Below are 19,645 nucleotides of genomic sequence, written 5' to 3'. Positions count from 1 at the left end.
GACGTCACTCCTTGGTCACCGGCGCCAGCTCAGCCATCAGGCCGGTCCGCGCCGACCACCCACATGGCGAAGAACTGCGATCCGCCGCCGTAGGCGTGACCCAGCGCGGTGCGGGCGCCCTCGACCTGGTGCTCCTCCGCGCGCCCGCGCACCTGTAGTGCCGCCTCGGCGAAGCGCAGCATCCCGGAGGCGCCGATCGGGTTGCTGGACAGCACCCCGCCGGACGGATTGACCGGCAGCTCACCGTCGATTTCCGTGGCGCCGGACTCGGTCAGCCGCCAGCCCTCGCCCTCGGCGGCGAAGCCCAGGTTCTCCAGCCACATCGGCTCGTACCAGCTGAACGGCACGTACAGCTCCAGCACGTCGATCTCCCGGCGCGGGTCGGTGATCCCCGCCTGCCGGTAGACCTCGGTGGCGCAGTCCCGCCCCGCCCTCGGCGAGACGAAGTCCTTGCCCGCGAACAGCGTCGGCTCGCTGCGCATCGCGCCGCCGAGCACCCACGCGGGCGGCCCGGGGGCGCGGGCGGCACCGGCGCGCCCCGACAGCACCATCGCGCACGCGCCGTCCGACGAGGGGCAGGTCTCGGAGTAGCGCAGCGGGTCCCACAGCATGGGGGAAGCGCGTACCCGCTCCAGGGTGAGGCCGTCTTCCCGTACGTGCGCGTACGGGTTGCGCAGCGCGTTGCGCCGGTCCTTGTACGCCACCCGCGTGCCCACGCCCACGGGTGCGCCGCTGCGCCGCAGATAGGCCCGGATGTGCGGGGCGAAGAAGCCGCCCGCACCGGCGAGCAGCGGCTGCTGGAAGGGAACGGGCAGCGAGAGCCCCCACATCGCGTTGGACTCGGACTGCTTCTCGAACGCGACGGTAAGCACGGTGCCGTGTACCCGGGCGGCGATCAGGCTGGCGGCGACGAGGGCGGTGGAGCCGCCGACGGACCCCGCGGTGTGGACGCGCAGCAGGGGTTTGCCGACCGCGCCGAGCGCGTCGGCGAGATACAGCTCCGGCATCATGACGCCCTCGAAGAAGTCGGGGGCCTTCCCGACGACGACGGCCTCGATGTCCGCCCAGGACAGCTCCGCGTCGGCCAGCGCCCGCACGGCCGCCTCCCTGACGAGGCCGGCCAGTGACACGTCGCGCCGGGCGGCCGCGTGCCGCGTCTGGCCCACGCCGATGACGGCGACGGGCTCCTTGCCGGTGGCGTCCCCGCGCGTGCCGCTCATGACTCGCTCACGCTCATGTGGTGGGGTCCCCTTCCAGGACGGCGACCAGGTTCTGCTGGAGGCAGGGCCCGGAGGTGGCGTGGGCGAGGGCGCGGGCGGAGTCACCGCGCCGGATACGGGCGGCCGCCTCCCCGATCCGCACCAGCCCTGTCGCCATGACCGGGTTGGCGGCGAGCGCGCCTCCGGACGGGTTGACGCGGGTGGCGTCGTCAAGGCGCAGCGCGGAGCGCAGGATGACCTCTTGCGCGTTGAACGGCGCGTGCAGTTCGGCGGTGTCGACAGGCGCGTCGAACGCCCCGGCGTGGTCCGCGGCCTGCCGCGTCGACGGCGAGTCGGTGAGGTCGCGTACACCGAGGCTGTGCGGCTCCACCCGGTGGTCGATGCCGCGTATCCACACGGGCCGGGCACACAGCGCGCGTGCGGTGTCCCCGGCGGCGAGGACGGCGACGGCCACGCCGTCCGAGACGGGCGGGCAGTCGTGGCGGCGCAGCGGAGGCTGCACGTACTCCTCGGTGAGCAGCGCCTCCGGTGCGGGCGAACCCCGCAGCTGGGCGTGCGGGTTGGCCAGCGCGTCGGTGCGGCTGCGGGCGGCGATGGCCGCCAGCGACGGTTCGTCGGTGAGCCCCGCGTCGAGCATGGCACGCGTCTGGAGTGCCGCGAGAGCGAGGCTGTCGGGCCACAACGGGGCGAGGTAGTACGGGTCGAGCTGGCGGCTGAGTACGTCGCGCAGCTCGCCCGCCGAGGACTTGCCGTGCGCGTAGACGAGCGCGGTCCGCGCCTCGCCCGCGCGCAGCCGCACCCACGCCTCGTACAGCGCCCACGCCCCGTCCATTTCGACGTGGGACTCGGCGACCGGCGGCCACGCGCCCACCCCGTCGAGGGTCATCGTGAACGTGAAGGCGCGCCCGGTGAGGTAGTCGCTGGAGCCTGAGCAGGTGAAGTCGGCCTCCCCCGGCGCCAGCCCCACCTGAGCGAGGGTGGCGTGCAGGACGGGCATGAGCATTTCGAGCTCGGAGACCTCGCTGCTGTCGCGCCGGTGGTCACTCTGCCCGAAGGCGACGATCGCCACGTCCCGCATCACAGCAGCTCCTTGTACCGGTCGTAGTGGGCGTCGGGTTCGCCAGTGGGCCGGTAGTGGTCGGGGTAGCGGACGCCGGGGACCCAGACGGGTTCGACGCGCAGGCCCATCCGCACCTCGTCGCAGGGGATGCCGTCCACACGGCCGTGCAGGGCGAGGTCGGCGCCGTCGAGTGCGATGTGCGCGTAGACGTACGGCACGTCGATGGCGGCGCCCTTGGCTTTGATGTTGACGACGCAGAAGGTGGTGACGGTGCCGCGCGGCCCGGCCTCGACCTGTTCGCCGGTCGCGACGCCGCAGGTGGGGCAGACGCCCCGGGGCGGTACGTAGACCTTGCGGCAGGCGGGGCAGCGCTCCCCGATGATCTTCTGCCGGGTGAGGGCGGTGAGGTAGCGGGACTGGGCGCGGCCGGGGGTGTAGCGGTAGTCGAGCCGGGCGGGGACGACCAGGCCGGTGACGGGGCCGGTGAACACCCCGTCGTGCGGCCGGCCGAGCGCTCCGGGGCGGCTCCCCCCGGCGTCCGCCCGCGCGTCCTCCCGCGCTGCCTCGTCCACTGCCCCGTGGGTGTCCTCGTACGGGGCTACGCGTGCGGGCGCGGGCGTGAGCGCGCCATCCGCGACGCCGAGGGTGTCGGTGCCGGGCTCGGGGCAGGGTTCGAAGCAGGCGATGTCGGTGATCGCGCCGGTGCGCTGCCCTGCCCAGCGCACGCGGACCCGCATGCCGGTCCGCAGGGCGTGCGGGCCAGGGGGCCGCCCGTCGGGGCCCGGCGGCGGGTCGAGGACGTGCAGCAGGGCGGTGTCCGCCCCGTCAAGGCGCACCAGCACCCAGGCGAACGGGGTCGGCAGCGGCTGGCCCGGACGCGGCGCGGGGTTCCAGGCCCAGCTGGTGACGGTGCCGCGCTCGCCCACCGTACGCAGGTCGCTCAGCTCGTCGGCGGTGTCGGGGTCGTACTCGACGGGCGGCACCAGCACCCGTCCGCCGGTGGTCCGTACGCCCAGGATGACGCGCTCCCGCAGACCGGTGAGAAAGGCGCTCTGCACCGGCCCGAGGGAGCGGGTGAAGGGGAACTCGACGACGAGCGGCGCGCTCAGCTGCGGCGCCCCGGGCGCGGGGACCTCGGCGGGAGCGGGGGCATCGGAAGCGGTGCCGTCGGGAGCAGGGGCCGGGGTGGCGGAAGGCCGGGGTCCGGTCGCGGGGTGCGGGGTGGTCATGGGCGTATCCGTCTCCTTGTGGCCTCGCGGCCGGTGCGGGGCCGGGTGCCGGGTCGGGCGCGGGGCCGGGTTGCCGGGTCAGGCGCGGCGGTAGACGGGCGGGCGTTTCTCGGTGAAGGCTCGTGCGCCCTCCTTGGCGTCCGCTGTCCCGAAGACGGGCCAGCCGCGCTCCAGTTCCAGCCGCAGCCCCTCGGCCTCGGTCAGCCCGGCCGTGTCGTAGACGCAACGCTTGACCGCCTCCACGGCGAGCGGCCCGTTGGCATTGATCAACTCGGCTGTCTCCAGGGCTCGTTCACGCGCTGTGCCATCCGGAACGACATGGCCGATCAACCCGATCCGCGCCGCCTCGTGAGCCGGGTAGGGCCGCCCGGTCAGCAGCATCTCCAGTGCGTGGGTGTGGGGGATCTGGCGGGCCAGGCGCACCGTGGAGCCGCCGATCGGGAAGAGACCGCGCCGCACCTCGTACAGGCCGAACAGGGCGCTCTCCCCCGCGATACGGATGTCGGTGCCCTGGAGGATCTCCGTGCCGCCCGCCACGCAGGCGCCCTCCACCGCCGCGATGACCGGCTTGCGTGGCCGGTGGTGGCGCAGCATCGCCTTCCAGTGCAGATCGGGGTCGGCGGCGAGCCGGTCGCGGTACCCGTCCCCCGGCAGGCCCGCCCCGGCCAGGGCCTTGAGGTCCATTCCCGAGCAGAAACAGCCGCCCGCGCCGGTCAGCACGATGGAGCGGACCGCGTCGTCGGCGTCGGCCGTCATCCAGGCGTCGTACAGGCCGACGAGCATCGGCAGCGAGAGCGCGTTCTTCGCCTCGGGGCGGTTCAGGGTGAGGACGAGCGTGGCGCCGACGCGCTCCACGGTGAGGTGTTCCGGCGGGCCTGGCTCCGGTCCGCCGCCCGGCCGCGCGTCCTGACGTGCCGCTGGTCCGGCACTCGCGCCATCCGGTGCGCCTCCGGCGCCCGGTGCGGCTCGGGTGTCCGGCGTGGCATGGGTGTCGGGTGTGGTGCGGGTGTCGGGTGTGGCGCGGGCGCCCGCTGCGGGGCGAGCGCCGGCATCGTCTTCGTCGCCCATGACAGTCCTCCCGTCCGGTGACCGTGAACAGGTTGCAGGAGGCGTCGGCCGACTTCAAGAGTTATCTGACTATCAGTCAGATTTCTTCGCCGGGCGGCTTCCCCCCGGCCTCGGCGCGGCGCTCTAATGGCCGACAGCAGCGCCTCCCCCGTCGCGAGGTCAGGAGGAACCGTGGAGTACAACCTTGCCGATCTGTTCGAGTCGGTCGTCGACACCGTCCCGGACCGCGAGGCGATGGTGTACCTCGACCATCCCGGGAGCGGAGCCGTGCGCCGCCTGACGTACGCGGAACTCGACGCGGCCGCCAACCGGCTCGCCCACCACCTCGCGGACCAGGGCGTTCGTCCTGGCGATCACGTCGGGCTGCATCTCTACAACGGTGTCGAATACCTCCAGACCCTCTGGGCAAGCCTGAAGATCCGCGCTGTCCCCGTGAACATCAACTACCGCTACGTCGCCGATGAGCTGCGGTACCTCTACCGGGACGCCGACCTCGCGGCGCTGGTCTTCGACGCCGAGTTCACCGGGCGGGTAGCCGCCGCGCTCCCCGGCACCGGCGGCCCCCGCCACCTCATCACAGTCGGCGGCCCGCCCTCCGATGGCGTGTCCGCCGACGACCAGGACGCGCACCCCGCTCCGCATCCCGCTCCGGTCCCCTTCGCCGACGCCGAGGCATCCGGCTCACCCATACGCGACTTCCCGCCCCGCTCCGCCGACGACCAGCTCATCATCTACACCGGCGGCACCACCGGCCTGCCCAAGGGGGTGATGTGGCGGCAGGAGGACCTGTTCTTCTCCGGCCTCGGCGGCGGCGCGCCGACCGGTGAGCCCGTGACGCGCCCCGAGGAACTGGCCGAGCGCGTGGCGGAAGGGGGCGATGGGCTCGTCTTCTTCCCCACCCCGCCGCTGATGCACGGGACATCCACCCTGACCGCGCTCATCGCGTTCAACTTCGGCCAGAAGGTGGCGCTGCACCGCAAGTTCGTACCGGAGGAGGTCTTACGCACCATCGAGCGGGAGCGGGTCACCAGCGTGTCGCTCGTCGGCGACGCGATGCTGCGGCCTCTGGTCGACGCGCTGTCCGGCCCGCTGCGCGGCACCGACTGCTCATCGCTGTTCAGCGTCAGCAGCTCGGGAGCTGTCCTGTCGGAAACGGTGCGGGCACAGTTCGCGGCGCTCGTCCCGCACGCCATGCTGCTCAACAACTTCGGTTCCTCGGAATCCGGATTCAACGGCACCGCCACCGACGACTCGGGGCCCGTGGCGGGCTTCCGGCTGCGGATGAACGCCCGCACGACGGTTGTGGACCCCGCCACGCGCGAACCGGCCCGGGTCGGTGAGACCGGTCGCGTCGCCCTGCGCGGGCATGTACCGCTCGGCTACTACAACGACCCCGAGAAGTCCGCCGAGACCTTTTTCGAGGCGGACGGTGAGCGCTGGGTCCTGCTCGGCGACCTCGCGACCCTGGACGCCGACGGCGTGGTGACGGTGCTCGGGCGGGGATCGCAGTGCGTCAACACCGGTGGCGAGAAGGTGTTCCCCGAAGAGGTCGAACAGGTCCTCAAGGCGCACCCCGGCATCTACGACGCCCTGGTCACCGGCGTTCCCGACGCACGCTGGGGACACCGCGTCGCGGCCGTCGTCCAACCCCGGGCCGGCACTGCCCCGCCCACCGCCGAGGAGATCCGCGCCCACTGCCGCGAACGGCTCGCGGGCTACAAGGTTCCCCGCGACGTGGTGTTCACCGACCGCGTCGAGCGCTCACCGAGCGGCAAGGCGGACTACCGGTGGGCGCGGGCGGTGGCACTGGCCGCCACGGACTGAGCACGGCTCAGGACGGGCATGGCACGGGCTGGGCACGGCGCAGGCTGGGCACGGCACGGGGTCGGCTGGCCGCTCGCCCGCACGCCGTCGCGACGACAGCGCCTGCCCGCGCACCTTCGCTCCCCAGCTACCCCGCTCCCCCCGCCCCGGAGTGCGGGAGTGCGCCGCGCCGGGGTCTGCGCTCCGGGTGCCGTGTGCCGGAGCCGCCGCGCTTGCGGAGCGACGTCTCCAGCGTTGGCTATCCGGCGCCGCACACCGAGTTCACCGCGCGCGCCAGCGCCACGCTGTGCAGGATGTCGAGCCCCTTCACGTGCCGTACGCGGACGCCTTCGGCGAGCAGGACGCCGTCACACACCGGCGCGGAGCGAGCGGAGTCGGACTCGGCGATGGCGCGCACGAGTTCGCCGTTGATCCGGTTGATCTCCGACCGGACCTTCGCCAGATCCGGGCGCTCGGCGGGTGCCTGCGCCGGGTCCGCCTCCCAGCGGCGGTGCAGGCCACGCTGGACCACCTTGTTCGCCTCGATCTGGTCACGGAAGACGCGCACCGTCACCTCGGGGTCGCCACCCACCTCACGCGCCTGCTGGGCGACGGCGTCCAGGACCTGCCGCTCCCGTGCGGGGTCGTCGATGGGGCTGCCCGTGCCCCACTTCGCCGCCGCCACCAGGTCGGCCGTCAGCAGCCGCCGCGCGGACAGCTCGGCCAGCGGCCGGAGCCCGGCGCGTACGTCTCCGGCGTTCCACGCGGGCGCGGGCGCGACGGCGGTCGTGGCGGCGGGGCGGCTGACCTGCCCTGGCGCCGCGACGGCGCCGCTCGCCGCGGTGGCCAGGGCGACCATGGCCGCAGTGGCGATCAGCAGCTGGCCGGGGAGACTCCTCAAACGCACGGATGTGCCCTTCTCTTGGCGACGTGGCGGATCAGTTCTTTGCGACGTGGCGGGTCGAGCCCGTGACGACGTGTCGGACCGTGACCAGCCCTCGCGAGGAGCCTAAGCGCCACGCGCACGGGCCCCGCGGGCCCCCGCGCCACAGCTCCGCGTCGGGGCGCGCCGCTCCGTGCGGCGGAACTCTGCCCGTGCGCCGCGGACCGCGGGTACGTCGTGGCTCGTCGCGCGGTTCCTCGCGCCCCTGACAGGGCACAGCCCAACGCCGGTGAGCCTGGCTGCCAGGAGAGGACGCCTATCCCCCTCCGGCGGAACACGCGTGGAAGCGAGCCCCTGCCCGTGCGCCGCGGACCGCGGGTACGTCGTGGCTCGTCGCGCGGTTCCTCGCGCCCCTGACAGGGCACGCCCGATGCCGGGCACGTGTGATCCGCCGGGCACTCCGGATGCCCAGGTCACACCGCCCGGTCGGCGGCGCCGCCCCCGTACCGCTCGCGCAGTATTCGCTTGTAGAGCTTGCCGTTGGGGTCGCGGGGCATGTCGGTGATGAAATCCAGCGAGGCCGGCCGCTTGTAGCTCGCCAACCGTTGGCCGCAGTGCGCCAGGATCGCGTCGGCGAGGCCGGGGCCGACCTGGTAACCGGCGGCTGGTTCGACGACGGCTTTGACCTGCTCGCCCCAGTCGTCGTGCGGCGTTCCGAAGACGGCGGCGTCGGCGACGGCCGGGTGGGTCAGCAGGGCGGACTCGACCTCCGCAGGGTAGATGTTGACGCCGCCCGAGATGATCATGTCGATCTTGCGGTCCCGCAGGTAGAGATAGCCGTCCTCGTCCAGGAAGCCCAGGTCGCCGACGGTGAAGAAGTCGCCGACGCGGCTTTGCCGGGTCTTGCTCTGGTCCCGGTGGTACGTGAAGCCGCCCGTGTTCATCTTCAGGTAGACGGTGCCGAGTTCACCGGCGGGCAGTCGCTCGCCTTCGTCGTCGAGGATGGCGATCTCGCTGATCGGCCAGGGCTTGCCGACGGTGCCCGGTTTGCGCAGCCAGTCAGCGGCCGTGGCGAATGTCCCGCCGCCCTCGCTGGCCGCGTAGTACTCCTCGACGCACTCCCCCCACCAGTCGATCATGCCCCGTTTGACGTGCTCGGGGCAGGGCGCGGCGCCATGGATGGCGTGCCGCATCGAGGACACGTCGTACGCCTTCCGCACGGCGGGTGGCAGCGCCAGCAGCCGGTGGAACTGGGTCGGGACCATGTGGGTGTGCGTGCAGCGGTACGTGTCGATCAGGCGCAGCATCTCCTCCGGCGTCCACCGGTCCATCAGCACCAGGGGGTGTCCGATGTGCAGGGCGGCCGCGGCGAACTGGAGGACCGCCGTGTGGTAGAGCGGCGAGCCCACCAGGTGGATGTGGCCGTCGAACGGCGCGATGCCGAAGAAGCCGAGGAATCCCCCGAGATGGCCGTTCTCCGGTGGGGTGCCCGGCAGGGGGCGGCGGATGCCGCGCGGGCGGCCCGTGGTCCCCGAGGTGTAGTTCATGACGGCGCCGCCGGTGCGGTCGGCGGGCGGCTCGGGCGGCTGTCCCGCGAGGAGCTGACCGTACGGCCTGAAGCCGCCGGCCCGCCCCACCGCGTACCGGTGCTCACCGGGCACCGCCGCCTCGTCCGCGGCGACCCGCGTGGCGACGGCGAACCGCTCATGGGTGATCAGGGCGCGGGCGCCGGAGTCGGCGAGTATCCAGGCGATCTCCGGGGCGACCAGATGGTGGTTGACGGGGACGAGGTAGAACCCGGCCTGCGCGGCGGCCAGGTAGGCGGTCAGCAGCTCGGGGCCGTTGGGGAGGACCACGGCGAAGGCGTCGCCCGGTCGCATCCCGGCGTCTCGCAGGCCACCGACGAGCTGATTGCACTGGGCGTGCAGCCGGGCCGCGGTCCACTCCTCGCCACCGGGGGCGACCAGGGCCCTGGCATCGGGGTTGGCCGTGGCCTGTGCCCAGAACCCGTTCGGGGGGTGTGTCATGCGGTGCGGCTCCTTCCGGGAGGTCGGGCACTGGCGTACGAGCGGCCCCGTACGTGTAAGCGTGCGCGCGTGCCGGTGCCGACGCGGGCGGCCCGGCGTGCTCGTCGCCACCGACTGGGCCCCGCCCCGCGCACGGCCGTCGGCTCAGTCGCGGCCGGCGACGCGGTTGAGCCGGTCGAGGGCACGCTCGAAGCCGGTGGTCAGTTCGTCGAAGACGGCCTGTACGCCGCGTACCCGGTCCATGCGGCCGACGATCTGGCCGACCGGCGTGCCCAGCAGCGGGGCCACCTCGTACTTCTGGATGCGGGAGACGGCATCGGCGACCAGCAGCCCCTGGAGCGGCATGGGCAGCGGCTCGGGCCCTTCCGGGCCGTCCCACGCCTCGGTCCACTCGGTGCGCAGCTGCCGCGCGGGCTTCCCCGTCAGCGCCCTGGAGCGGACGGTGTCGCCGGACCCGGCGGCCAGGAGTTTGCGGGTCAGCGCCGCGGAGTGCAGGTCCGCCTCCTCTGTGGTCAGCCAGAGGGAGCCGAGCCAGACGCCCTGCGCGCCGAGCGCGAGCCCCGCCGCGATCTGGTCGCCGCTGCCGATGCCTCCCGCGGCGAGGACGGGCAGCGGGTCCACCGCGGCCACGACCTCGGGCGTGAGGACCATGGAGGCGATCTCCCCGGTGTGGCCCCCGGCCTCGTATCCCTGGGCGACGACGATGTCGACGCCCGCGTCGCGGTGCGATCTGGCGTGCCGGGCGCTTCCGGCGAGCGCGGCGACGAGAACACCCCGCGCGTGCGCGCGCTCGATGATGTCGGCCGGTGGTGGGCCGAGCGCGCTGGCCAGCAGCTTGACCGGGTATTCCAGCGCGATATCGGTCTGTGAGCGCGCCACCTGCTCCAGCCAGCCAGTGATGCGCCAGCCCGTGCTCTCACCGGGGGCGAGGCCGGGGACGTCGTGCCGGGCGAGAGTGTCGCGGACGAACGCCCGGTGCGCCTCGGGGATCATCGCTTCGATGTCGGCCTCGGTGACCCCGCGCACCGTCTTCGCGGGCATGACGACGTCCACGCCGTACGGTTTGCCGTCGGTGTGCTCCTGTATCCAGTCCAGGTCGCGCGCCAGTTCCCCGGCGGCTGAATACCGTACGGCGCCGAGTACGCCGACGCCACCGGCCCGGGTGATCGCGGCGGCCACGGCGGGGAAGGGCGTGAAGCCGAAGATGGCGTGTTCGGCTCCGAGCGTTCTGCTCAGGTCCGTCTCCATGGGCGGCAGGATGCCGCAGCCCGACAGAGGAGGGAAGAGATTTTCTGATGCTGTGTCAGTTCTTCGGTCAGATTCTCGCGCCAGGTACTCGTGTCGGGTACTCGTGTCGGGTACTCGTGTCAGTTCTCGCCGCGTGACCCGGTGACCCGCGCGAGCCGCACGGCGAGCCACCCTCCCGCGCCGCGCGGCGGCCGCCCCCTCGGCGACACGGAGACGCCCAGAGGACATCGATTAAAAACGAGAAAAGCGAGAAAAAATAGACCAAAGGCCACAACGGCGCCGAGGCGGACCGGCCACCGGGGCGCGGCCGGCAGAGGCCACCGGGCGGACGGCGCGAGCCCGGACCTCCGGCGCCGGGCGGCCTCCCGACCGTGTCCCCGCCCGCCCCATCCCGTAGCGCCTCCCGCCCTCCTGTCCACCAGTTGGACAACGATGACGCGTTTCCGCCACGGGTGGGCAGGGCCCTGTCGAGGGGAGGTCGGTCACGGGATATCTTGATGTCGAGCAATGTTGCAGACGTGGAGCGGAGCACCGGTGACTGACTCGACCATCATCTATACGCACACTGACGAGGCCCCGGCCCTGGCGACGTATTCGTTCTTGCCTGTGGTCGAGGCGTACGCCTCGACGGCCGGGGTCCGTGTGGAGAGCCGCGACATCTCTCTGGCGGGGCGGATCATCGCCAGCTTCCCCGAGCGTCTTCAGGAGAGCCAGCGTATCGATGACGCACTCGCTGAGCTCGGTCAGCTGGCGAAGACGCCCCAGGCGAACATCATCAAGCTGCCGAACATCTCGGCTTCGATCCCGCAGCTGAAGGCGGCCATCGCCGAGCTGCAGGAGCAGGGATACGCGCTGCCGGACTACCCGGACGACCCGAAGACCGACGAGGACAAGGACGTCCGCGCGCGCTACGACAAGGTCAAGGGCAGCGCCGTGAACCCGGTGCTGCGCGAGGGCAACTCCGACCGCCGCGCGCCCGCGTCCGTCAAGAACTACGCCAAGGCGCACCCGCACCGGATGGGCGCGTGGACGGCGGACTCGAAGACCAACGTCGCGCACATGGACGCGGACGACTTCCGTTCGACCGAGAAGTCCGTGGTCATCGCCGAGGCCGGCGCGCTGCGCATCGAGCTCGTGGGGGACGACGGCACCACCACTGTCCTGCGTGAGTCGGTTCCCGTGCTCGCGGGCGAGGTCGTCGACGCGTCCGTCATGCGCGTGGCGGTACTGCGCGAGTTCTTCGCCGCGCAGGTCGCCCGCGCCAAGGCCGAGGGCGTGCTGTTCTCGGTGCACCTGAAGGCCACGATGATGAAGGTCTCCGACCCGATCATCTTCGGCCACGTGGTGCGGGCCTTCTTCCCGAAGACGTTCGCCGCGTACGGCGAGACGCTCGCCGCCGCCGGTCTCACCCCGAACGACGGTCTCGGCGGAATCCTCGACGGCCTGGAGTCGCTGCCCGAGGGCGCGAAGATCAAGGCGTCGTTCGAGGCCGAGCTCGCCGAGGGCCCCGAGCTCGCGATGGTCGACTCCGACCGGGGCATCACCAACCTGCACGTACCGAGCGACGTCATCGTCGACGCCTCCATGCCGGCCATGATCCGCACCTCCGGTCACATGTGGGGTCCGGACGGCCAGGAGGCCGACACCCTCGCGGTCATCCCCGACAGCAGCTACGCGGGCATCTACCAGGTCGTCATCGACGACTGCCGCGCGAACGGCGCGTACGACCCCTCGACGATGGGCTCGGTTTCCAACGTCGGTCTCATGGCACAGGCGGCCGAGGAGTACGGCAGCCACGACAAGACCTTCGAGGTCCCCACCACCGGCACGGTGCGGGTCGTCGACGAGGGCGGCAACGCCGTGCTGGAGCAGACGGTGAGCGCCGGTGACATCTTCCGGATGTGCCAGACCAAGGATCTGCCGATCCAGGACTGGGTCAAGCTCGCCGTCACCCGCGCCCGCGCGACCGGCAACCCGGCCGTGTTCTGGCTGGACGAGGGCCGCGCGCACGACGCGAACCTCATCGGGAAGGTCAGGACGTACCTCGCCGAGCACGACACCGACGGGCTGCGGATCGAGATCATGACGCCGGTCGACGCGATCGCGTTCTCCCTGGAGCGCATCCGCCGGGGCGAGGACACCATCTCGGTGACCGGCAACGTGCTGCGCGACTACCTGACCGACCTGTTCCCGATCCTTGAGCTGGGCACGAGCGCGAAGATGCTCTCCGTCGTCCCGCTCATCAACGGTGGCGGACTGTTCGAGACCGGTGCCGGTGGCTCCGCTCCCAAGCACGTCCAGCAGCTCGTCAAGGAGAACTACCTGCGCTGGGACAGCCTGGGTGAGTTCCTCGCGCTGGCGGTCAGCTTCGAGCACCTCGCGCAGACCACGGACAACGCGCGCGCCCAGGTGCTCGCCGACACCCTCGACCGCGCGACCGGCACGTTCCTCAACGAGGACAAGTCGCCGAGCCGCAAGCTGGGTGGCATCGACAACCGCGGCAGCCACTTCTACCTGGCGCTCTACTGGGCGCAGGAGCTGGCGAAGCAGACCGCTGACACGCAGCTCGCCGAGGCGTTCGCGCCCCTGGCCAAGACGCTGGCCGAGAAGGAGCGGACCATCGTCGACGAGCTGATCGCGGTGCAGGGCTCCCCGGCCGACATCGGCGGCTACTACCAGCCCGACCCGGCCAAGGCTGCGGCCGTCATGCGTCCGTCGGCGACCCTCAAGCAGGCCCTGGCGATGCTCGCCTGACGCGGAGCCGCGGAGAGGCGCGGGTGAGGAGGGCGGCCGCCCAGGTCGCGCTGATCGCCCCTGCGGCGATCGACCGGCGCGGGCCCCTCGGGGTCTTCCGCCGCCCGGGCGGCCGCCCTCCCCTCGCACCTGTTCCGCCCCGGCCGGGCCACGCCCAGCCGGGGCGGTCCCGTGTTCGCGGGCAGCGCCGGGCCGGTGGCCGGCGCCCCCGCGCGGTCAGCGGTCCGCTTCCAGGACGGCCATCGCCGCGTTGTGGCCGGGCACCCCGCTCACCCCGCCGCCCCTGACCGCTCCGGCGCCGCACACCAGCACATTGGCGTGCGCGGTCTCCACGCCCCACCGCCCTGTGCCGTCTCCCGCGTACGGAAAGGCCAGGTCGCGGTGGAAGATGTTGCCGCCGGGCAGCCTCAACTCCCGTTCGAGGTCCAGCGGGGTCTTCGCCTCGATACACGGTGCGCCCAGCGCGTCGAGCGCGACGCAGTCGGCGATCGGCTCGGCGAGGTGCGCGTCGAGCTGGGCGAGGGTGGACTTCAGGAGTTCGTCGCGTACGGCGTCATGGTCCGTGGCGAACAGGGCCGCGGGCGTGTGCAGCCCGAAGAGGGTCAGCGTCTGGTGGCCCGTACGCGTCAGTCCGGGGCCGAGAATCGACGGGTCGGTCAGCGAGTGGCAGTAGATCTCCGAGGGCGGCGCGTGCGGCAGCTCGCCTGCTGCGGCCTGCCGGTAGGCGGTGGCCAGCTGCTCGTACCCCTCGGCGACGTGGAAGGTGCCCGAGAACGCCGCACGGGGGTCCACGGACCGGTCGCGCAGCGAGGGGAGCCGTGTGAGCAGCATGTTCACCTTGAACTGCGCACCCTGCGGGGAGGGCAGCGCGGCGGAGGGCGGTTCGCCGAGCAGCTTCGCGAGTTCATGCGGGGCGGCCCCGGCGAGCACCCGCCGCGCCGCCACGGTGCCCTCCGCCGCCTCCCCTGCCCCGGCGCCCGCCTGCTCGTCGTACCGGTAGCCGACCTCCGCCCGTGTGCCGTCGGTGGCGATCGCGGTCGCCTCGCACCCCGTGACGATCTCCGCTCCCGCCTGGCGCGCGGCGTCCGCCAGCGCGTCGGTGAACGCTCCCATGCCGCCCACCGGCACATTCCAGTCGCCGGTGCCGCCGCCGATGACGTGGTACAGGAAGCACCGGTTCTGGCGCAGAGCGGGGTCGTGGGCGTCGGCGAAGGTCCCGATCAGCGCGTCCGTGAGCACCACGCCGCGCACCAGGTCGTCGGCGAAGTACGCCTCGATCGCCTCCCCGAGCGGCCGCTCGAACAGTGCCTGCCAGGCGTCGTCGTCGCCGATCGCGGCGCGCAGCGCGGCCCTGCTCGGCAGCGGCTCGGTGAGGGTCGGGAAGACGCGTTCGGCGACGCGCCGGGTCATCGCGGAGAACCGCTGCCATGACGCGTACTCCCGGTCCGAGCCCGTCAGCCGGGCGAACGCCTCCCGGGTCCTGTCCGGGTCGCCGCCGATCAGCAGCCCGGTGTCGCGTCCGTCGCGCACGGCGGGGGTGTACGAGGAGACGGAGCGCTCGCGTACGGCGAAGCGCAGCCCCAGGTCGCGCACGATCTTCGGCGGCAGCAGGCTGACCAGGTAGGAGTAGCGGGAGAGCCGGGCGTCCACCCCGGCGAACGGCCGCGCTGACACCGCCGCGCCGCCGGTGTGGTCCAGGCGCTCAAGCACCAGGACGCTCCGCCCGGCCTGGGCGAGGTAGGCGGCGGCGACGAGCCCGTTGTGCCCGCCTCCGACGATGACGACGTCGTACGCATCGCTTCGCGGCATGGCCTACGACTAACACGTCGGCCGCGGCCGGACCAGGCCGCCTGGGCGGTCGGGGCGGGTGGCCGGGGCTGGGAGGCCGCGGCTGGGGCGCCACGGCCGCTGCGGGTCAGGTGGTGTGCGGGCCGCCGCGGTCGCGCAGGGCCGCGGCCTGGCGGTAGGCGGCGACCGCCTCGTCGTCGCGGCCGAGCCGCTCCAGGCACTGGGCCTCGTCGTTGCGGCTGGCGAGCGTGTCGGGGTGATCGTCGCCAAGGACGCGGGAGCGCGCCTCCGCGACCTGCCGGTAGACAGCGAGGGCGTCCGGCCAGCGGTCGAGCCAGCCCAGCCCCACCGCCACCTCCCGCCTGCTGACCAGGGTGTCCGGGTGGTCGGGGCCGAGAACCCGCTCGCGGATGGCGCATACGTCGCGTGCCTCGGCCAGTGCCTCCTCCCAGCGCCCGAGGCGGCCGAGGTTGACGCCCAGGCCGTGCCGGGCGCGGAGCGTCTCCGCGTCGGCGGCGCCGTGCACGCGCGTACGGTCCTCGGCGAGGGCGCGGTAGAGGTCGAGCGCTTCCGCGCTGCGGCCCAGGCGGCCCAGGCTGATGCCCACCTCGTACCGCGCGGCGAGGGTGTCGGGGTGGTCGGCGCCCAGGGCCCTCTCGCGGGCGGCGGCGACCTGCCGGTAGGTCAGCAGGGCCTCCTCCCAGCGGCCGAGCTGCCCGAGCGCGTACGCCACCTCGTAGTGCGTGACCAGGGTGTCCGGATGCTGTGCGCCCAGGACGCGGGTGCGCGCGGCGGCGACCTCATGCGCCATCCGGTACGACTCCTCCAGGCGGCCGAGGCGGCTCAGGTTGAAGGCGAGGTTGTGGCGGCAGCGCAGCGTGTCCGGATGATCGGGGCCGAGGACGCGTTCCCGGTCGGCGAGCACGGCGGTGTAGACCTGATGGGCCTCCAGATGGCGGCCGAGCTGGCCGAGTACGTACGCGGTCTCCTGGCGGGCGGCGAGCGTGTCGGGGTGGTCGGCGCCGAGCACCCGTTCGCGGCCCGCGGCCACCTGCCCGTACTCCGCGAGCGCGTCGGCGGGGCGGCCGAGCCGTCCGAGGGTGAACGCGATCTCGTAACGGCTGGCGAGGGTGTCCGGGTGGTCGGGGCCGAGGGCGCGCTCCCGGTCGGCGGCGACCGCCCGGTGCACCTCTCCCGCCTCCTCCCAGCGGCCGAGTCTGGCGAAGCTGAGCCCGGCGTGGTGCTGGACGGCCAGCCGGTCGAGGAGGCCGGGCGGCGGGGTGGGGCGCTCCGGTCCGGCTGTTGGCGGCACGGACTGCGTGGCCAGCGGACCGGTCCACGAACCGGTGAGGCCCGCGGCCTGGTCCAGCGGGGCGGCGCGCACCGATCCGGTGCCCATGGCCTTGGAGCCGGTCGTCATGTGCCGGGCCCAGCCGGGGAGCTGGCCCGGCCCGGCCGGGGCGGGGGCCAGGGCCGCGCCGGTCCGCTCGGCCATACTCGCGGTGGGAAAGCCCGGCGCCTGGGCGAGAACGGCCGGCACTCCCTGGTCGCCGCCCTGCCCGGTCCCGGCGGTGGGCGCCGTGTGTGGTGGGGCGTGTGAGCGGGTGGGCGGCCAGTGAGGCGAACGGTGTGCGGGACCCAGCGGGCGGGACGCCGCGATGCGCTCGCCCAGCGCCGCCGCGTCCAGGGGGCGCCGCGCGGGGTCCTTGGCGAGCAGGTCGAGGACGACGAGCTCGAAGGGCTCGGGAAGCTCGGGGCGGTGGCGGCGGGGCGGCTCGGGTGGCGTGTCACGGTGGCCGACGAGGACGGCCCAGGCGTCCTCATGGTCGAAGGGCGGGGCGCCGGTGGCCAGCTCGTACAGCACACAGCCCAGTGAGTACAGGTCGCTGCGGTGGTCCACGACGCCTCCCGAGATCTGCTCGGGCGACATGTAGTGCGGGGTGCCCATGGCGATGCCGGTGCCGGTGAGCCGGGAGGTGAAGCCGATGTCGTGGCCGAGCCGGGCGATGCCGAAGTCGCAGATCTTCACCGTGCCGTCGGCGACCCGCATGATGTTCGCCGGCTTCAGGTCGCGGTGCACGATGCCCTGCCGGTGGGTGTACGCGAGGGCGGCGCTGACCTGCTCGGCGATGTCCACGGCCGCGGCGACGGGCAGCGGGTGCGGCTGGTGGTCGTCGAGCAGCTGGCTGAGGTTGCGGCCGTCGAGCAGTTCCATCACGAGGTAGAGGACGCCCTCGTACTCGCCGAAGTCGTGCACGACGGTCACGCCCCGGTGCTGGAGCGAGGCGGCGACCTGCGCCTCGCGCCGGAAACGTTCGCGCAGCACCCGCAGATAGGACTGGTCGTGCTGCGGGCCCATGGGTTTCAGGCACTTGACGGCGACCAGTCGGCCGAGCGATTCATCACGAGCCCGCCACACCTCACCCATGCCGCCGCGCCCGATGAGCTCAAGCAGCTGGTACCGGCCCTGAATCAGCCTGGTGTCCGCCATGAAACGCCGCCGCCCCCGTCTGTGTCGCTGTGCCCTCCCCAGCCTGTCCAGTATGGCCGCCGGGCCGCGCGGCATGAAGGCGAGGACGGGCGAGTAAGGGGCGGCACACCTTCCGGAACGGGCCGCGTCCCCATGCGTCCCCGTACGTCAGGGGCTGACCGCGTCGCGTCAGCGGCGGACGCGGGGCATACCGAGACCAATCCAGGAGATGATCTCTCGCTGGATTTCGTTGTTCCCACCACCGAACGTGAACACGACGGCACTGCGGTAGCCGCGCTCCAGCTCGCCGTGCAGCACCGCGCCCGCCGATCCCTCCTGGAGCGGCCCCGCCGCGCCGACGACCTCCATCAGCCAGGCGTACGCGTCGCGCCGGGCCTCCGAGCCGTACACCTTGACGGCCGAGGCGTCCTGCGGCGTGAGGATGTCGCGCTGGAGCGCGTCCACCATCTGCCAGTTGAGCAGCTTCATCGCGTCGAGCCTGGTGTGGGTACGGGCGAGGCGTCCGCGTACCCAGCCCAGGTCGATGACCCGGCGGCCGTCGGCGAGCTTGGTCGCCGCGGCCCAGTTCCGCACGTCGCGCAGTGCGCGGATGGCCGTCGTCCCGTGGGCGGCGAGGGTGACGCGCTCGTGGTTGAGCTGGTGGGTGATCAACCGCCAGCCCTCGTTCTCCGCGCCGACCCGGCGGCTCTCGGGGACGCGGACGCCGTCGTAGTAGCTGGCGGTGGTGTGGTGCGAGGCCAGCGTGTGGATGACGGTGCAGGAGTATCCGGGGTCGGTGGTCGGTACGAGGAGGATGCTGATGCCCCGGTGCGGCTTCGCCTCGGGGTCGGTGCGCACGGCGAGCCAGACCCAGTCCGCGCTGTCGCCGTTCGTCGTCCAGATCTTCTGCCCGGTGACGGTGTAGTGGCCTTCCCCGCCGTCGGTGTCCGGGGCCTCCCACACGGCCCGGGTGCGCAGTGCGGCGAGGTCGGTGCCGGCGCTGGGCTCGCTGTAGCCGATGGCGAAGTCGATCTCTCCGGAGAGGATGCGGGGCAGGAAGTACGCCTTCTGCTCCGCCGTGCCGTGCCGCATGATCGTCGGCCCGACGGTGTTGAGCGCCATCAGCGGAAGCGGCACCCCGGCCTGGGCGGCCTCGTCGAAGAAGAGGAACTGCTCCATCGGGGTCAGGCCCCGGCCGCCGTACTCCCTGGGCCAGCCGACGCCGAGCCACCCGTCGTCTCCCAGACGGCGGATGGTGTCGCGGTAGTAGCGCTTCTGCTCTGCGGGCCCCGCGTGGCCGGTGCGGGCGTCGTCCGGGGCCAGTCCGGCGAAGTACGCGCGCAACTCGGCGCGTAACCGCTCCTGCTGGGGCGTGTAGGCGAGGTGCACGGTCCGCTCCTTCGGTCGCCTGGGTCTCCCGTGACGGCCGCCGAGGTCTCGAACTCGCCCGCGGCGACCGGGAACCGGTGGGCAGAGTAGAACGTGTTGCAGCAATACGGAAGCGATGGCCGCGTGCCGGTGCGGGGCGGCGCGGCCGGTGCGGTCGGGCCGCGCCCGTGCCGGAGTGAGCCCGCTCATTCCCCCTGGACGCGGATCACGGGCAGGTGGGTGATGGGGAAGTTCACCGAGCGCGCGATGAAGCAGAGTGCGGGCACGTCGCCGTGGAGCGCACGCGCCTTCTGCGCCATCGACGCGTCGGCGACGGTCACTTCGGGCCGCAGGACGACTTCGGTGATCCGGCCCCCGCCCCCGCTCTCGTCCATCGTCATCACCCCGTGCGCGCGGTCCTCGTAGTCGATGACGGTGACCCCGCCGGCGGCGCAGAGATGGAGATACCAGAGCATGTGGCACTGGGCGACGGATGCGGTGAGCAGTTCCTCGGGGTTCCAGCGCGTCGGGTCGCCGCGGAAGGCCGGGTCGGAGGAGGCCGCGATCCCGGTCTTGCCGTCCGCCAGTACCTCGTGGGCACGGCTGAACGACCGGTAGTCGACCGTTCCCGATCCGAGGTCGCCCGTCCACTCGACCGTGACATCGTAGGTATGCGTTGGCGTCATGGCGGAGAGCTTAAGCCGTGCGGAGTCCGGCCCCTCGGGCG

Annotated in this window: 13 protein-coding genes; 2 read left to right on the top strand and 11 right to left on the bottom strand. The window is 72.9% G+C overall.

The features are described 5' to 3' along the window. Positions 1–29: 29 nt before the first annotated feature. The 4 genes from AC5P1B_RS07495 to AC5P1B_RS07480 all read right to left on the bottom strand — a co-directional run bounded on the left by AC5P1B_RS07495 (position 30) and on the right by AC5P1B_RS07480 (position 4,577). Positions 30–1,220 (bottom strand): thiolase family protein, encoded by a 1,191-nt coding sequence (locus AC5P1B_RS07495; RefSeq protein WP_493885756.1) that lies wholly within the window; start codon positions 1,218–1,220, stop codon positions 30–32. A 13-nt stretch (positions 1,221–1,233) separates the two neighbouring features. Further along, on the bottom strand, positions 1,234–2,298 hold the full coding sequence (locus tag AC5P1B_RS07490) for a thiolase family protein (RefSeq protein WP_493885755.1): 1,065 nt from the start codon (positions 2,296–2,298) through the stop codon (positions 1,234–1,236). Beyond that, positions 2,298–3,509: a Zn-ribbon domain-containing OB-fold protein gene (locus AC5P1B_RS07485; protein ID WP_493885754.1), complete on the bottom strand. Its 1,212-nt coding sequence runs from the start codon at positions 3,507–3,509 to the stop codon at positions 2,298–2,300. Before AC5P1B_RS07485 ends, AC5P1B_RS07490 begins: the two co-directional genes overlap by 1 nt. A gap of 78 nt (positions 3,510–3,587) precedes the next feature. Beyond that, entirely contained in the window at positions 3,588–4,577 is a 990-nt protein-coding gene (locus AC5P1B_RS07480) for a crotonase/enoyl-CoA hydratase family protein (RefSeq protein WP_493885753.1), read from the bottom strand. Between the two features lie 171 nt (positions 4,578–4,748). On the opposite strand from AC5P1B_RS07480, the gene AC5P1B_RS07475 reads away from it, so the two are divergent. After that, positions 4,749–6,401, top strand: a complete 1,653-nt coding sequence (locus tag AC5P1B_RS07475; protein WP_493885752.1) for an acyl-CoA synthetase — start codon at positions 4,749–4,751, stop codon at positions 6,399–6,401. Positions 6,402–6,639: 238 nt separating this feature from the next. Here the strand turns inward: AC5P1B_RS07475 and aroQ are convergent, their stop codons facing one another. The 3 genes from aroQ to AC5P1B_RS07460 all read right to left on the bottom strand — a co-directional run bounded on the left by aroQ (position 6,640) and on the right by AC5P1B_RS07460 (position 10,538). Next, a complete protein-coding gene (aroQ, locus tag AC5P1B_RS07470) occupies positions 6,640–7,287 on the bottom strand; it encodes a gamma subclass chorismate mutase AroQ (protein ID WP_493885751.1) in 648 nt (215 codons plus the stop codon). Between the two features lie 449 nt (positions 7,288–7,736). Further along, on the bottom strand, positions 7,737–9,290 hold the full coding sequence (locus AC5P1B_RS07465) for an acyl-CoA synthetase (RefSeq protein WP_493885750.1): 1,554 nt from the start codon (positions 9,288–9,290) through the stop codon (positions 7,737–7,739). Between the two features lie 144 nt (positions 9,291–9,434). Then, positions 9,435–10,538 carry an NAD(P)H-dependent flavin oxidoreductase gene (locus AC5P1B_RS07460; RefSeq protein WP_493885749.1) on the bottom strand — a complete coding sequence of 368 codons (1,104 nt, stop codon included), beginning with the start codon at positions 10,536–10,538 and terminating at the stop codon, positions 9,435–9,437. 534 nt (positions 10,539–11,072) lie between these two features. Between AC5P1B_RS07460 and AC5P1B_RS07455 the strand changes: the two genes are divergently transcribed. Further along, positions 11,073–13,292: an NADP-dependent isocitrate dehydrogenase gene (locus AC5P1B_RS07455; RefSeq protein ID WP_493885748.1), complete on the top strand. Its 2,220-nt coding sequence runs from the start codon at positions 11,073–11,075 to the stop codon at positions 13,290–13,292. Positions 13,293–13,508: 216 nt separating this feature from the next. Here the strand turns inward: AC5P1B_RS07455 and AC5P1B_RS07450 are convergent, their stop codons facing one another. From AC5P1B_RS07450 to AC5P1B_RS07435, 4 genes are all read right to left on the bottom strand, one after another. Next, positions 13,509–15,101 carry a phytoene desaturase family protein gene (locus AC5P1B_RS07450; protein ID WP_493885747.1) on the bottom strand — a complete coding sequence of 531 codons (1,593 nt, stop codon included), beginning with the start codon at positions 15,099–15,101 and terminating at the stop codon, positions 13,509–13,511. Between the two features lie 106 nt (positions 15,102–15,207). Further along, complete coding sequence (locus AC5P1B_RS07445; RefSeq protein ID WP_493885746.1) at positions 15,208–17,571, bottom strand: serine/threonine-protein kinase; 2,364 nt, start codon at positions 17,569–17,571, stop codon at positions 15,208–15,210. A 168-nt stretch (positions 17,572–17,739) separates the two neighbouring features. Beyond that, positions 17,740–18,939: an acyl-CoA dehydrogenase family protein gene (locus AC5P1B_RS07440; RefSeq protein ID WP_493885745.1), complete on the bottom strand. Its 1,200-nt coding sequence runs from the start codon at positions 18,937–18,939 to the stop codon at positions 17,740–17,742. Between the two features lie 185 nt (positions 18,940–19,124). Continuing rightward, the gene (locus AC5P1B_RS07435; RefSeq protein ID WP_493885744.1) at positions 19,125–19,604 is read right to left on the bottom strand and encodes an OsmC family protein; all 480 of its coding nucleotides are present in this window, start codon (positions 19,602–19,604) and stop codon (positions 19,125–19,127) included. Between the last annotated feature and the right edge of the window lie 41 nt (positions 19,605–19,645).

The organism is Streptomyces sp. A01, from assembly GCF_059026195.1.
Note: the sequence above shows the minus strand (reverse complement) of the source record. Positions and strands in the feature narration are given on the sequence as shown.

Coding starts and splice junctions, on each gene's coding strand:
- AC5P1B_RS07495 (WP_493885756.1), bottom strand. CDS start 1,220: ATGAGCGGCACGCGCGGGGACGCCACCGGCAAGGAGCCCGTCGCCGTC.
- AC5P1B_RS07490 (WP_493885755.1), bottom strand. CDS start 2,298: ATGCGGGACGTGGCGATCGTCGCCTTCGGGCAGAGTGACCACCGGCGC.
- AC5P1B_RS07485 (WP_493885754.1), bottom strand. CDS start 3,509: ATGACCACCCCGCACCCCGCGACCGGACCCCGGCCTTCCGCCACCCCG.
- AC5P1B_RS07480 (WP_493885753.1), bottom strand. CDS start 4,577: ATGGGCGACGAAGACGATGCCGGCGCTCGCCCCGCAGCGGGCGCCCGC.
- AC5P1B_RS07465 (WP_493885750.1), bottom strand. CDS start 9,290: ATGACACACCCCCCGAACGGGTTCTGGGCACAGGCCACGGCCAACCCC.
- AC5P1B_RS07460 (WP_493885749.1), bottom strand. CDS start 10,538: ATGGAGACGGACCTGAGCAGAACGCTCGGAGCCGAACACGCCATCTTC.
- AC5P1B_RS07450 (WP_493885747.1), bottom strand. CDS start 15,101: ATGCCGCGAAGCGATGCGTACGACGTCGTCATCGTCGGAGGCGGGCAC.
- AC5P1B_RS07445 (WP_493885746.1), bottom strand. CDS start 17,571: ATGGCGGACACCAGGCTGATTCAGGGCCGGTACCAGCTGCTTGAGCTC.
- AC5P1B_RS07435 (WP_493885744.1), bottom strand. CDS start 19,604: ATGACGCCAACGCATACCTACGATGTCACGGTCGAGTGGACGGGCGAC.